At 56.6% G+C, this 13,665-nt stretch carries 13 protein-coding genes and 1 pseudogene; 5 read left to right on the forward strand and 9 right to left on the reverse strand.

What is annotated here, in order from left to right; translation table 11 throughout:
* Positions 1-51: 51 nt before the first annotated feature.
* The 3 genes and pseudogenes from AC0JZ1_RS12520 to moaB all read left to right on the forward strand — a co-directional run.
* Positions 52-1,788, forward strand: a pseudogene (locus AC0JZ1_RS12520) (tetratricopeptide repeat protein); the annotation flags it as partial.
* A 276-nt stretch (positions 1,789-2,064) separates the two neighbouring features.
* Positions 2,065-2,955 carry a 4-(cytidine 5'-diphospho)-2-C-methyl-D-erythritol kinase gene (locus tag AC0JZ1_RS12525; protein ID WP_471882686.1) on the forward strand — a complete coding sequence of 297 codons (891 nt, stop codon included), beginning with the start codon at positions 2,065-2,067 and terminating at the stop codon, positions 2,953-2,955.
* Positions 2,942-3,490, forward strand: coding sequence for a molybdenum cofactor biosynthesis protein B (gene moaB / locus AC0JZ1_RS12530; RefSeq protein ID WP_471882687.1), 549 nt, complete (start codon positions 2,942-2,944; stop codon positions 3,488-3,490). Before AC0JZ1_RS12525 ends, moaB begins: the two co-directional genes overlap by 14 nt.
* 7 nt (positions 3,491-3,497) lie before the next feature.
* On the opposite strand, the gene AC0JZ1_RS12535 is transcribed toward moaB, so the two are convergent.
* Positions 3,498-4,013, reverse strand: coding sequence for a glycosyl transferase (locus AC0JZ1_RS12535; protein ID WP_471883438.1), 516 nt, complete (start codon positions 4,011-4,013; stop codon positions 3,498-3,500).
* 132 nt (positions 4,014-4,145) lie between these two features.
* Here AC0JZ1_RS12535 and AC0JZ1_RS12540 point away from each other — a divergent pair, with 132 nt between their 5' ends.
* Positions 4,146-5,303: a PA0069 family radical SAM protein gene (locus tag AC0JZ1_RS12540; RefSeq protein ID WP_471882688.1), complete on the forward strand. Its 1,158-nt coding sequence runs from the start codon at positions 4,146-4,148 to the stop codon at positions 5,301-5,303.
* A gap of 207 nt (positions 5,304-5,510) precedes the next feature.
* Entirely contained in the window at positions 5,511-6,164 is a 654-nt protein-coding gene (locus AC0JZ1_RS12545) for a ribonuclease HII (protein WP_471882689.1), read from the forward strand.
* A 405-nt stretch (positions 6,165-6,569) separates the two neighbouring features.
* Here the strand turns inward: AC0JZ1_RS12545 and AC0JZ1_RS12550 are convergent, their stop codons facing one another.
* From AC0JZ1_RS12550 to AC0JZ1_RS12585, 8 genes are all read right to left on the reverse strand, one after another.
* Positions 6,570-7,055, reverse strand: a complete 486-nt coding sequence (locus tag AC0JZ1_RS12550) for a F0F1 ATP synthase subunit B (RefSeq protein ID WP_471882690.1) — start codon at positions 7,053-7,055, stop codon at positions 6,570-6,572.
* Positions 7,056-7,061: 6 nt separating this feature from the next.
* Positions 7,062-7,673, reverse strand: coding sequence for a F0F1 ATP synthase subunit B (locus AC0JZ1_RS12555; RefSeq protein WP_471882691.1), 612 nt, complete (start codon positions 7,671-7,673; stop codon positions 7,062-7,064).
* A 77-nt stretch (positions 7,674-7,750) separates the two neighbouring features.
* Positions 7,751-7,978 (reverse strand): F0F1 ATP synthase subunit C, encoded by a 228-nt coding sequence (locus tag AC0JZ1_RS12560; RefSeq protein ID WP_010026583.1) that lies wholly within the window; start codon positions 7,976-7,978, stop codon positions 7,751-7,753.
* A 66-nt stretch (positions 7,979-8,044) separates the two neighbouring features.
* Positions 8,045-8,797, reverse strand: a complete 753-nt coding sequence (locus AC0JZ1_RS12565) for a F0F1 ATP synthase subunit A (RefSeq protein ID WP_471882692.1) — start codon at positions 8,795-8,797, stop codon at positions 8,045-8,047.
* A 60-nt stretch (positions 8,798-8,857) separates the two neighbouring features.
* The gene (locus AC0JZ1_RS12570; RefSeq protein ID WP_471882693.1) at positions 8,858-9,208 is read right to left on the reverse strand and encodes an AtpZ/AtpI family protein; all 351 of its coding nucleotides are present in this window, start codon (positions 9,206-9,208) and stop codon (positions 8,858-8,860) included.
* 230 nt (positions 9,209-9,438) lie between these two features.
* The gene (locus AC0JZ1_RS12575; RefSeq protein WP_471883439.1) at positions 9,439-10,608 is read right to left on the reverse strand and encodes a cell wall hydrolase; all 1,170 of its coding nucleotides are present in this window, start codon (positions 10,606-10,608) and stop codon (positions 9,439-9,441) included.
* Between the two features lie 129 nt (positions 10,609-10,737).
* The gene (locus AC0JZ1_RS12580; RefSeq protein ID WP_471882694.1) at positions 10,738-12,651 is read right to left on the reverse strand and encodes a potassium transporter Kup; all 1,914 of its coding nucleotides are present in this window, start codon (positions 12,649-12,651) and stop codon (positions 10,738-10,740) included.
* Between the two features lie 14 nt (positions 12,652-12,665).
* A complete protein-coding gene (locus tag AC0JZ1_RS12585) occupies positions 12,666-13,637 on the reverse strand; it encodes a magnesium transporter CorA family protein (RefSeq protein WP_471882695.1) in 972 nt (323 codons plus the stop codon).
* Between the last annotated feature and the right edge of the window lie 28 nt (positions 13,638-13,665).

The raw sequence follows: 13,665 nt of genomic DNA on the forward strand, positions 1-13,665 counted from the left end.
CTTTTTCGGCGGCCACAGGCTCGCCATCAGCTTTTCATGAAAGGCATCTTCATGCGGCAGAATTTCGCCCATCGTCTGCTATCCGGCGCGGCCTTCGTGTCCGCTCTCGTGCTGGCGACGGTCGCGCCTGGTCTTGCATCGGCGCAGGATAATCCCGTAACGGAAACGGCGGTTTTCTCGGCTGACAAGGTCAACACCTTCTCCGGCGCTTTCCTTGCGGCCCGCACGGCCGATGTTGACCACGACTACGCCACCGCCATCACGCTCTACCAGAAGGCGCTGGAATTCGAACCAGCCAACCTGGACATTCGCGAGCGATTGATGGTTTCGCTTTTGATGAACGGCCAGTTCGATGAGAGCCTGAAACATGTCAATGCGCTGAAGGATGATGACGCTGTCGAGCGCATCACCACCATCGTCCGCGGCCTGGAATCCATTCGCAAGGGCTCCTACACCGACGCGCAGAAGATCCTTGCCTACAAAGGTGGCAACGACCTCGACCGACTCACCCACTCCCTGCTGATTGCCTGGGCGAAGGTTGGCGCGGGCAAGGGGCAAGAGGCCGTCAAGCAGATCAAGTCCCTCAAGGGACCGGACTGGTTCAAGGTCTTCACCGAATATCATATGGGTGCAATGGCGATTGTTGCCGGTGATGTTTCAACCGCCCGCCAGCATCTGACAACTGCCATCACCAGCGAAGAAGCCGTTGCCACGACGCCGGATACCTTCATGCGCGCCGTCATGGCTCTGGCGCGGCTGGAAGCGGCGCAGGGCAACAAGCAGAAAGCGCTTGACGCCATTTCCGTAGCCGAGCGGCTGATGTTGAACTATGCCCCACTGAAGGCATTGCGCACCAGCATCGAGCGCGGCGAAAAGCCGGAACAGCAGGTGACGGATGCCACCCAAGGTGCGGCTGCGGTTCTGTTTTCCATCGGAGGAGCGCTGAACCGGCAGGGCGCTGAAGAGATGGTTTCGCTGTATTTGCAAATTTCCCATGCGCTTGATCCGAAAAGCGCCGACACGCTGATTATTCTTGGCGGAATTGCGGAAAAGCTGGAACAGCCGAAACAGGCGATTGAACTTTACAGCCGCGTGCCGCAGGATTCGCCCATGCGGCGCATTTCCGAGTTGCAACTGGGCCTGACGCTGGCACAAACCGGCGATATGGATGGTGCCAAGAAACACCTGAAATCCCTTCTCGAGTCAGATCCTTCTGATCTGCGCAGTTACATTGCCTATGGCAGTGTACTTTCCGATGCGAAAGACTACGCGGAAATGGCGCGCACCTATGACAAGGCTGTCGACGTCATTGGTCCGGCACCTCGGCCAACCGATTGGTCTGTGTTCTTCCAGCGCGGCATCGCCTATGAGCGCCTGAAGGAGTGGGACAAGGCAGAGCCAAACTTCAGCAAGGCGCTGGAACTGAACCCGGACCAGCCTCAGGTGCTTAACTATCTGGGTTATTCCTGGGTGGATATGAACCGCAACCTGGAAAAGGGACTGGATCTCATCCGCAAGGCTGTGGATCTGCGCCCTGACGATGGATACATCGTGGATTCGCTGGGGTGGGCCTATTATCGTTTGGGTCGCTATGACGATGCCGTGACCGAACTTGAGCGCGCCGTACAACTTCGCGCCGGTGACGCAGCCATTAACGACCATCTGGGCGATGCCTATTGGCGCGTTGGCCGTCAGCTCGAGGCCAAATATCAGTGGCAGCGGGCGCTGACCATGAAGCCGGAAGAGAGTGAAATCCCCAAGATCGAGCAAAAAATTCGCGAGGGGCTGACCGCTGCGGCCACGCCTTTGGTGCAGACGGCCATGTCTTCGCCGGCAGCAACCGCACCTCAGGCCAACGCCGATTCGAAAGAAGCCCCAGCAAAGCCAGCCGAGGGACAGGTCTATACTGTCGGAACAGGCGATACGCTGCGGAAGATCGCTACAGATACCCTGGGCAATGGTGATCGCGTTCAGGACATTATTGAAATCAACCCGGAGCTGAAGCGTGATCCGACCCGGCTTTATCCCGGCCAGATTCTGAAGATCCCCGCGAAAAACTGAACCATGGCGGGTTCAATCTCGGAGGCAGCGCGAGCGAAAATCAATCTCGCGCTGCATGTGACCGGGCGTCGCGCGGATGGCTATCACCTGCTCGATAGTCTGGTGACATTTATGGACGACGGCGATGAGCTGGAGTTTTCAATCTCAAATGCCGACTCACTTCGCATAGAAGGCCGCTTTGCATCGCTGCTCGATGTCGATCAGGGCAATCTGGTTTTAGATGCACGCGACGGACTTCGTACACTCGCCCTTAGCCTTGGGCAGCCAGCCTCGCCTGTCGCTATCAGACTGGTGAAGAACCTTCCCATTGCATCTGGTATCGGCGGCGGATCGGCGGATGCTGCGGCAACGCTGCGCGGGCTCTCGAAGCTCTGGAATTTTAAGGTACCACGAGAAAGCTTGGAGGCTCTGGCGCTCTCGCTTGGAGCCGATGTGCCCATGTGCCTGCAAAGTCAGCCGCTGATTGCACGCGGGATCGGCGAGGATTTGACGCTTTTGCCGAACCTCCCATCTTTCCCCATTCTTCTTGCCAATCCGCTCGTTGGCGTCTCAACACCGCAGATTTTCCAAGCGTTGACTAAACGTGACAATACACCTTTGCCGCCGCCTCCCGCAGACGGCGCTGAGTGGTGGTCCTATCTCCGTAGTCTTCGCAACGACCTCCAGCCTCCGGCGGAGGCGCTTGAGCCAGTTATCTCCACGGTTATAAAGGCGCTTGCGTCCACGGGTGCGGAAATCGCCCGCATGTCCGGTTCCGGTGCAACATGTTTTGCACTTTATCGTTCAGAAGAGAGAGCCGCGGATGCATTTGCCCGACTTCGCGCGCAATTCCCAAACTGGTATCTCGCTGCGGGCAGCACATTGACCGGAAGGAACGCCCATGAGCCGTCTTGATGAAAGCCGCCCCTTCATTCCCGTTGGCATTGCGGTTCTGACGGTGTCCGACACAAGGCGATTGGATAATGACAAGTCTGGTGACACGCTGGTGCAGCGGATTGCCGAGGTGGGCCATAAGCTCGTAGCACGCGCCATCGTTGCCGATGATCGCCAACAGATTTACGAACAGGTTCGCAACTGGACATTGGCGGATGAGGTGGATGTGGTGATCACCACCGGTGGCACAGGTTTCACCGGACGCGATGTGACACCGGAGGCGTTGGAGCCGCTATTTGAAAAGCGCATGGATGGCTTTTCAGAGGTCTTCCACCGGATTTCCTATGACAAGATTGGCACCTCCACCATCCAATCCCGTGCAACAGGTGGTGTGGCGAATGCAACTTTCATTTTCGTGCTTCCCGGTTCTCCCGGTGCCTGCAAGGATGCCTGGGACGGTATTCTGAAATGGCAGCTGGATTACCGGCATATGCCGTGCAACTTCGTGGAAATCATGCCGCGTCTGGACGAACACCTGCGGCGTAACGGCGGGTAACTGCGCTTCAGGAGCGTACCGCCGCCCAGGCTGGCACCATTTCCGATGTCAGACGGAAAGGTTTCAGGGCTGTGGCTAGATCAGCCAAACCAGAGCCAGCCTTCACCTTGGCGGTCGCCAGAATAGTGGGCAGAACAAGGCCCTGTTCTAGCATATTTGCTGGCTTGAAAATGCGCTTCAGCAGGGACGTCTTATAGTTTCGAGACGGCGAAAAGCGAATTGGCTGGCTGCTATGGGCCATGTGCTCGGCGAGCTCATCGATCCAGCCCACTTGTGGTCGCGCGCCTGGCTCCATCAACATCACCCAATCGCCGCGAACGGATCGAATCACATCGGGTAAGCTCCATTGAACATGGAACCGGCAGCCGGCGGCATCGGCAACACGCGCGCTGCCATCCTGAGAACCATGGTCGAGAATGATGACATCACCCACGAGACCTTCGACAGCGCCTGCAACCAGCGCAGACAGTGTCTGCACAAGCTCCTTCTCCTGATCTCGACATTCCATCAGCACGGTCAACATCATTGACCTTTAACCGATTACCCAGCGTGATGCCACAATTCACACAGGACAATTTTGTTCTTGCATTGTTCTCATCTGCGCGTTAGGTTCTCCTCACGCTCGGCAATGGCCGGTGGCGTCAGGAGTTTTCCAATGAACGAGTTGTCGCAATTGCGGCAGGCTGCTTTTGCGCCTGCCCATGGGGCAGATATTGCCGATGCTCTGGTTCAGTCTTCCGGCCTTCGGGTGGAGGAGGATCGTCGCCGTGGTCGGGGTGCTGGTCTCAATCCTAGCGGCCGCTTCGAGGAGCAGCGGCGTGAAAACTTCGACGATGGCTGGCAGAGCCTGGAAGAGCTGGAGCCGTTCAAAACGACGGTGCAGATCGAAAAGCCCAAGACTGCCATCACGCGTAATGACTCACCCGATATTCCCTTCGACCGATCCGTTAACCCCTATCGCGGTTGCGAACACGGATGCATCTATTGTTTCGCAAGACCAAGCCACAGCTATATGGGCCTTTCGGCTGGGCTGGATTTCGAATCCAAGCTGTTTGCAAAACCTGACGCACCGCGCCTTCTGGAACGGGAACTCAGCAAGCCGGACTACAAGGTGAAGCCAATTGCTATTGGCACCAATACCGATCCCTATCAACCCATCGAGAAAGAATGGCGCATCATGCGGCAGCTTCTCGAGGTGTTGAGCAAAGCCAACCATCCGGTAATGATCGTGACAAAATCGGCCTTGGTCACGCGCGATATCGATATTCTGTCCGACATGGCAGCCAAGGGTCTGGCAAAAGTAGCGATCTCCGTTACGACGCTGGACCGTAAATTGGCACGCGCCATGGAGCCGCGCTGTTCGACGCCTGAAAAGCGGCTGGAGGCTATACGTCAACTCAGCGATGCTGGCATTCCAACGGCCACCCTGGTTTCGCCTCTCATACCGGCGCTGAACGATCACGAGCTGGAGCGTATATTAGACGCAGCAAAAGCCGCCGGCGCTTCGGTGGCCAGCTATATTCTGCTGCGGCTTCCCCTAGAAGTCAGCCCGCTGTTTCGCGACTGGCTGTTGCGCCACTACCCGGACCGCTATCGTCACGTCATGTCGCTGATCAAATCCATGCGGGGCGGCAAGGATTACGACGCAGAGTTCGGTAAGCGCATGAAGGGTGAAGGCCCCTATGCCTGGCAGATCTCCCGCCGTTTCGAGATGGCCACCAAGCGGTTGGGCCTTGGGCGGCGCGGGGTAACATTACGCGATGATCTGTTCATCCGCCCCGATGGAGGAGGCATACAACTTTCACTTCTTTGAATCGGATGAATGACTTGCCAGTCTTTGCTCCCAGCTTGGAGCAGACTTGTTCAGAACCAACTTTAAGTTCTGACGACTTCGATTTCAGTTCCAGCCGCCGCAGCTGGTTCACCCCGGATGCCTGATCCCCTCAGGCACGAAGCGAAACCGCCAAAATCGCTTCCACGGGGCTTGCAGGAAATCGGGTGAGCGTGCGAGTGAAGCCGCATGTCACCTGTTACGCCACCCGATTCTCCCGCTCTTTTTGATATGGTAGATCCACAGCCCGATTACGGTCTAGAAGAGGCCGCGCGAAAAGCGGGCTTCTGGCCGGTTGCGGGCACGGATGAGGCCGGTCGAGGACCTCTGGCGGGACCTGTCGTTGCAGCAGCCGTTATTCTCGACCCGGATCACATTCCTCTCGGCCTGAACGATTCCAAACAATTGACGCTCAAGCAGCGTGAGCGCCTGTTCGAAGAAATCATGGCAACAGCGCATGTATCCATCGCCTCTTCCAGCCCTCGGACGATTGACGAACGCAATATCCTGCGGGCCAGTCTCGACGCCATGAGCCGGGCCGTTGCCAGCTTATCCATCAAACCCGCCTATCTGCTGGTCGACGGTCGCGACATACCACCCGCTATCCACTGCGAGGCAAAGGCGGTTATTAAGGGTGATTCCCGAAGCCTCTCCATTGCGGCCGCATCGATAATCGCCAAGGTGACACGCGACCGTATGATGACCCGCGCCCACGCACTCTATGATGCTTATGGCTTCGCCCAGCATGCCGGTTACGGGACAGCGCTTCATCGCAACGCCATTGAAGAACACGGCCCCTGCCCTCTCCATCGAATGAGCTTTCGTCCTTTGCGCAAGGATTGATGGCGACCACTCCGGTGGCTCGTGCCACGTCTCTTGGCGACGGGACCCGGCGGGAACCGTCGCTTGGTATCTATCCCTCCTGTCCTGATTCAACCCGACCCTCGAGATCGCTGGTCTGGTGCGTCGTTACGGCTAACTTTCTTGCTCTCCACCGATCAAAGCCAGTCGGAGAAACAGGGCCCAGCAGATAAGCTTTAGCCAAGTGTGTCCACGCAGTCTGGAGGGAAGCCGCTATCGGACTGATATAGCGCATGGTGCTCTGAGTGCCTTAGCCATGCCACCCAAGGCTTGAGCCATCAACCTAAGCTGCTCAAAGATAACACGACCAAGCCCGAAACGTATTAAAGGCCGGGTTACCCCAGCCTTTAGATATTGGTTTCCGATCGCAAGGGTCGGCTATGCCGCTTAGTTCAGGCGCGCCTTAACCTGACCGAGAGACTGCTGGAACAGAGCCTGCTGAGTTGCAGCATCCGCCTTGGCGGCAACAACCTTTTCAGCGGCAGCCACAGCAAGATCGACGGCAGCAGCGCGAACAGCGCCGATAGCATCGGCCTCAGCCTGACGGATCTTCTGTTCGGAAAGAGCGTTGCGGCGAGCGACGAATTCTTCCGTCTTCTGGCGCGCTTCTTCCGTCAGGGCAGCCGCTTCGCGCTCAGCAGAAGCGATGATGTTTGCAGCATCGGCTTCGGCTTCCTGGCGCTTCTTCTTGTATTCGGCAAGAAGAGCCTGAGCTTCTTCACGCAGACGCTTGGCCTGCTCAAGCTCCTCACGAATATTGTCTGCGCGCTTGTCCAGCGCACCAGCCATCATGCCAGGAACCTTGAGATAGGCAATCAGAACAAAGAAGAGAACGAGGCCAACAAAGGCAAAAAATGTTGCATCAAATGCCATGGCGGATCATGCTCCCATCTTCGAAGCGGCAACCGCGGACTTGACGTCCTCGGCGCTGGCCTTCGGTCCGATCAACTGATCGACGATGGCAGCCGCTGTTTCTTCAGCAATCGTGCCTACTTCGGCGAATGCCTTCGCCTTGATATCAGCAATACGCGCTTCAGCAGCGGCGATCTTGCTGGAAAGTTCGGCTTCAATCGCGGCGCGGTCAGCGTTTGCCTTGGCCTTGGCAGCTTCGCGAGCAGCTTCAGCGATAGAGCCAGCCTTTGCGCGTGCGTCAGCCAATTCCTTTTCATAGGTCTCGACTGCAGCATCGGCTTCCGCCTTCATGCGGGATGCTTCGTCGAGGTCTTGAGCGATGCGGTCATGACGGTGCTCAAGAATGCCACCGATACGGGGCACGATCACCTTCTGCATCACCAGGAAGAAAAATCCGAATGTGATGACCAGCCAGAGCAACTGGGACGGATAGGTCGTCTGGTCAAAGGGCGGAAATACGCCAGTGCCATGCTCACCGTGAGCCACACCGGTTTCCGTATGCACTTCGCCAGATGCTCCATGCGTATCGCCATTGGCCGGCGCGACGTCTTGCGCATATGCCGGTGTCACGAACATCATCACCTCCGAGGGTATTCAATAAAGAGGATCACGGCACACCATGCGATGTCGCCGTGATCCAAAGAGACTGCTGGCTATTAAACAGCGAACAGCAGGAGGAGAGCTACGAGCAGCGAGAAGATGCCCAGAGCTTCCGTAACGGCGAAGCCGAATACCAGACGGCCGAACTGGCTGTCAGCAGCAGACGGGTTACGCAGCGCGCCGGACAGGTAGTTGCCGAAGATGTTGCCAAGGCCAAGAGCCGTGCCAGCCATGCCAAAGCAAGCCAGACCTGCACCGATGAACTTTGCTGCTTCCGCTTCCATGTGAGAACTCCTTAGAATGGTTTGTTGCGGCGGTTGACTGACGCTTCAATACGCCAATGTCGTTCCTCAGTGGCCGCCCGGATGGACTGCGTCGTTCAGGTACATGCAAGTCAGTACCGCGAAGACGTAGGCCTGCAGGAAGGCAACGAGGAATTCCAGACCGGTCAGAGCGACCGTCATGATCAGGGGCAGTGTCGCGCCACCGATTCCGAGAGCGCCCAGGGTTCCGAGCGAGGCAACGAAGCCTGCGAACACCTTGAGCGTAATGTGACCCGCCAGCATGTTGGCGAAAAGACGAACCGACAGCGAAATCGGGCGGGACAGGAAGGAGATGATTTCAATCGCAACCACGAGCGGCAGAAGAACACCCGGAACGCCGCTTGGAACAAAGACATTCAGGAAGTGGAAGCCATGCTTGTAGAAGCCATAGACCAGAACCGTGCCGATGACGAGGAGCGCCAGGGCAAAGGTTACGATGATCTGGCTCGTTACCGTAAAGAAGTACGGGAACATGCCGAGCAAGTTTGCCGTCAAGACGAACATGAACAGCGAGAACACCATTGGGAAGAACTTCATCCCATGGCTGCCCGCGCCTTCGCGCAACATTGAGGCAATAAATTCGTAGGACAGTTCAGCCACGGACTGGGCGCGGCCCGGAATGACGCCACGCTTGCCAGTCGCAAAATAAAGGAAGCCAGCAGCGCAAGCGACCGTTGCGACCATGAACAGGGACGCATTGGTAAAGGAGAAATCGATGCCACCAACTTCGATTGGCACGATCTTGAAGATCTGGAACTGATGCGTCGGGTCGTTCGCCACCGCTCTACCTTTTCTTTCCTCATGGCCGCCGCAATCGGCAGCTAGCCGTCATCCATCGCCTCAGCGATCACCACCCTTGTGATTACCACCTCCCGGAGCGGAAGGAGCAACCATGCCAAGCGCGCGAAGCACATTCAGCACTCCAGCACAGAAACCGAGAAGAAGAAGTATGATCATCCCCCAAGGCGTCGTACCGGCAAAACGGTCAATCAGATAGCCCAGAATCGCGCCCACAGCGATTGCAGCGATAAATTCTGAAGAGATCTTCAATCCAAGAGCCATTCCCTTACGGCTCTCTTCCGATTGCTTTTCCCTTGCAGTTTCCACTGCCTCGTCACGTTGCCTTTTAGCCAGCTTGGCTTCAAGCGCCTTGCGCCGATCTTCCAGACCATCATCCCGATTATCCGTCATGCGCTCTCCCCCTGCTTCAGCCGACCGTATCACCGGTCTTCAGCCTCTCTCGAAGCCTTGGGAAATAGCGCCTTCCGGCCCGTTTTGAAGTCGGGCGCACCATAGTTTTGCGCGCCCCCATAGTCAAGGCGTTAACCGAGCGTCATCCAGAACAAATTAATCACGGGAAATCAATTATTTAGGCAAAATCGATATGCTTTCGCTGACCCAACTGACGGAATCAGCATCCGTCAGCTCCAGCCGCCGCCATATGTGCGATAGAAGACGTGAAGGCCGATGCGGCCCACCTTCTTCATGGTATGCGCCCAATTGGGACGCACATAAACCGCGTGATAGTGGGTCGCAGAGCCGACTTCCTTGAGCCAAATCTTACCGGCAGTGGTCGCCATGGCGACTTCACGCGCCAGTTTCCAATGCTCCTGCGAGCGGATTCTGTCCTTGATATTGTCACAGGCAAACGAGAACTGGCAACGGTTGCGCCAATCCTCATTCTGGTAAACCACGCCGCAAATCGTCTTGGGATAAGCCGGATTGCGCACGCGATTGAGAATCACCTGCGCCACGGCAGCCTGTCCACGCACCGATTCGCCGCGTGCTTCAAAATAGATGCCGGAGGCCAGGCATTGCTGTTCTTCAGGTGTAAACACGCCAGCTGGCAGGGGGGTCGCCGCCCAAGCATGGTCGTCCGGGCCAATCGTGGGGACAAAGCGTCCATCATCCTTCTTTTCCGTCAGGATGGCATCAAAGGGAGATTGGCGAGCAAAATCCGGCTTTGCGGGTGCAAAGGCAGTGGCGAGAATATCGCCCTTGTCATTATTGATGAGGCTCGCCACCATGGGTGACATATCCGGCTCAGGCATCTTTTCCTTTTCTCGCCGGAAATAGAAGGCAGCCAGCTTCACATCTTCACTCGCCTTCGGTGGCTTGACGAAAGCAACATGCTCCGCGCCTTTGATCACCGGCTCCAGAAGCGATGTACTGCGCTGAAGAACAGAGCCGGCGCTGAAAGCACGTGGCGGCAGCATGGGTTCCACAGCGACCACACGCCCCTTCTTGTCGGATCGCTTGACGCGATCCTCATCCGGCACGGTTTGGCCGTTCTTGGAACCGGCGGTAAAGGCGATCTTGCGGCCATCCGGCAAAGCCAGGCCAGCATTTTCCACAAGGCGCTGTTCTTCAGCGGGAAAAGCCAGTTCCGCCGTATGAAGAGAGCCCGCAGGAGAATTGGTCAGCACCATTCGCCATTGCGCCCCTGCCCTGTCAAAACCAGTGAACAAATCCGTCAGATCACCATGCCCGGGAAGGGAAGGAAAAATCAGCCAGGCAGCCAAGCCGAGGCATGCAGGTGCAGTCCACCGTTCGCGCAAGGACGAGCGGCCTGCTCTTTTTATTTTACGCAGCTTTACACGCAAAACCGCTTACTCCAACGCGTCAACTCATGAGCGAGGAGAATCTAATATTAACCTAAATGGAGGGTTAACGCGCAGTCGCTCACGCCCGCATTCACGCGAGCGTGAGATGAACTTGCCTCAAATGATGACGTGTGAACCGAGTTCCACGACGCGGTTGGCCGGAAGATGGAAGTAATCCGATGGGTCCGTGGATGTATTGGCCAGCGCGATGAACAATCTGTCCTGCCACATAGGCATGCCTGATTCGGCATCCGGCACTAGCTTGCGACGACCCAGGTAGAAGGACGTTGACATGATATCGAACTTGATGCCGCATTTGCGCAAGTAACCCAGCGCCTGTGACACATTGTGCGACTGCATGAAGCCATAGCGCAATTCGATCAGCGTGAACCGATCGTTCAGCTTCTCGACGGAGAAGCTGTTTTCCTGCGCAACACGCGGCTTGTTGACCGTGCGGATCGTCAGGATCACATTCTTCTCATGCAAAACATGATTATGCTTCAGATTGTGCATCAAGGCAGCGGGAGCTGATTCGGGATCACTTGTCAGGAAGATTGCAGTTCCCGGCACATTGACAGGAGCATGAGCGCTCTTGTTCTCGATGGATTTTTCGATTGATGTGGCAAAGCTTGTCAGCGGCACATCAATACGCTTGGTTTTCTCCGCCAGAATGAGCGTACCGCGCTTCCAGGTCCACATGATCAGCGTGAACGCTGCTGCCATCAGTACAGGCACATAGCCGCCATCGTGGATCTTCAAAAGGTTTGCGCCAAGGAATATCAGTTCCAGCACCAGCAGCGGCGCAAGCGCGATAGCTGCCAGCAAACGTGGCCAGTGCCAACGGGCGCGCACGAACTCGAATGCCATCATGGTGGTGACAACCATGGCACCCGTCACCGAGATACCATAGGCCGTGGCCAGCGCATCGGAGCTTTCAAAACCAAGCACCAGTGCCAGAACGCCAACCAGCAGAACAATGTTCACGCCCGGCAGGAAAATCTGGCCGGTGTTGGTTTCGGAGGTGAACAGGATCTGCATACGCGGCAGATAGCCAAGATGGATGGCTTGGCGCACCAGCGAAAAGCCGCCGGTGATGACCGCCTGGCTGGCAATGATGGTGGCAGCCGTGGCCAAGAGCACCATGGGCAGAAGTGCCCAGGATGGGAACATCAGATAAAACGGATTTTCCATGGTCTCGGGATGCTTCATCACCAAGGCCCCCTGGCCCAGGTAGTTGAGCGTGAGCGCCGGAAACACGAGCAGGAACCATGCCCATTGAATAGGACGACGACCGAAGTGACCAAGATCGGCATAGAGTGCTTCAGCGCCGGTCACCGTCAGGAAGACAGCGCCCAGCACAACGACGCCGACGTATTTTTCCTGGAGAAGGAAGGTAACGGCATTCATGGGATTGAAAGCCCACAGGATGGAAAGATCATCCGTAATATGGAGAATGCCACCTGCTCCCATGGCCAAAAACCACACGGCGGTAATTGGCCCAAAATAGCGAGATACCTTTGCGGTGCCTTGCGACTGAATTGCGAAGAGCCCGATGAGAATGACGACCGAAATCGGCAGCACCCACTCGTTGAAGGCAGGCGTGACCAGTTTCAAGCCTTCCACGGCTGACATGACCGACAGGGCTGGCGTTATCATGGCATCGCCCAGAAACAGGGCAGCGCCAATCAATCCGAGGAAGATCAGCGCCATTTTGCTGCCGCCCGCTGTCTTGATCAGCATGGCCAGCAGGGAAAGCGTTCCGCCTTCACCATCGTTATCGGCTCTCAACAGGAAGAGCACGTATTTGATGGTGACGATGATGGTCAGCGTCCAGATCATCAAGGAAATGATGCCGATGATTTCCATCTGCGTGACGCCATCGGCGGAAACCGGGCGCAGAGCCTCGCGAAAGGCATAGAGCGGGCTGGTGCCGATATCGCCATAGACGACGCCGATCGAGCCAATTGTCAGTCCTACAAACTGCTTGAGGCTGTTCGGGTCGTGAGTCTGTGCATCAGAAGCATGAGACATCGGCTGATCTGGCATCAAAGCCAGCCTTTCCAACGAAAGAAAAAGAAGGGAACAATGGCCGAAACAAGCATGGCGACAAGCGCCAGCGGATAGCCAAAGCTCCAGCTGAGTTCAGGCATGAACTGAAAATTCATGCCGTAGATGGATGCAACGAGAGTGGGCGGCAGAAAGACCACCGAAGCAATGGAGAAAATCTTGATGATTGCATTCTGCTCAACATTGATGAGGCCCAATGAAGCATCCAGAAGGAAGGAAATATTGCCCGCCACAAAACTCGCATGCTCCGAAAGCGTGGTAACGTCCCGTCCCACGGTAGCGCACAGATTGCGCACATTCTCGTCGCTCTGAATAGCGGGGGTATTCAAAAGAAATGTGAGTAGTCGCGACAGCGAGCCAAGACTATCGCGCACTTTACCAACCAACCGATGGCATTCGGCGATTTCAGCCAGCTTGCCTTCCAGAAATTTCGGCGGGCGTCGCTTTTCCCGGTCCCGAAAAATATCGCTCGACAAGCGGTCCACATGTGCCACTGCCGTTTCCAGAATTTCTGCCGTGCGGTCTGCAATTGTTTCCAGCAGATGAGCCAGCAGCGTAGAGCCGTTGCAGGCATCTTCCGGCACACGCCCGAGCGCGGCGATAAAAAGGTTGAAGGACTTCGGATCAGCGTAACGCACAGTCACCAAACGGTTGCCGGACAGGATGAATCCAACATCCGTCAGGCGTGGATCGTGCGAGTCCGCCCGCCAGACCAGCGAAGCCGTCATGTAGATGGCGCCATTTTCCAAATACAGGCGACTGGAAGGCTCTATATCCTTCAACTCATCGCGCGTGGGAATATCAATGCCCAGCCATTGCTCGACACGGCTCTCCTCATCCGGCTTGGGGCTGATCAGGTCAAGCCAGACCACGCCTTCGGGCAAGGCACCGATTGACTCTTCCAGTAAGAGCCTCTTCGTCGATCCATCGGAAAGGTAGGCGTTGATCAAGCAGCAACTCCGTGCCGAAATATCGCGG

This window comes from Affinirhizobium capsici (genome assembly GCF_977018625.1).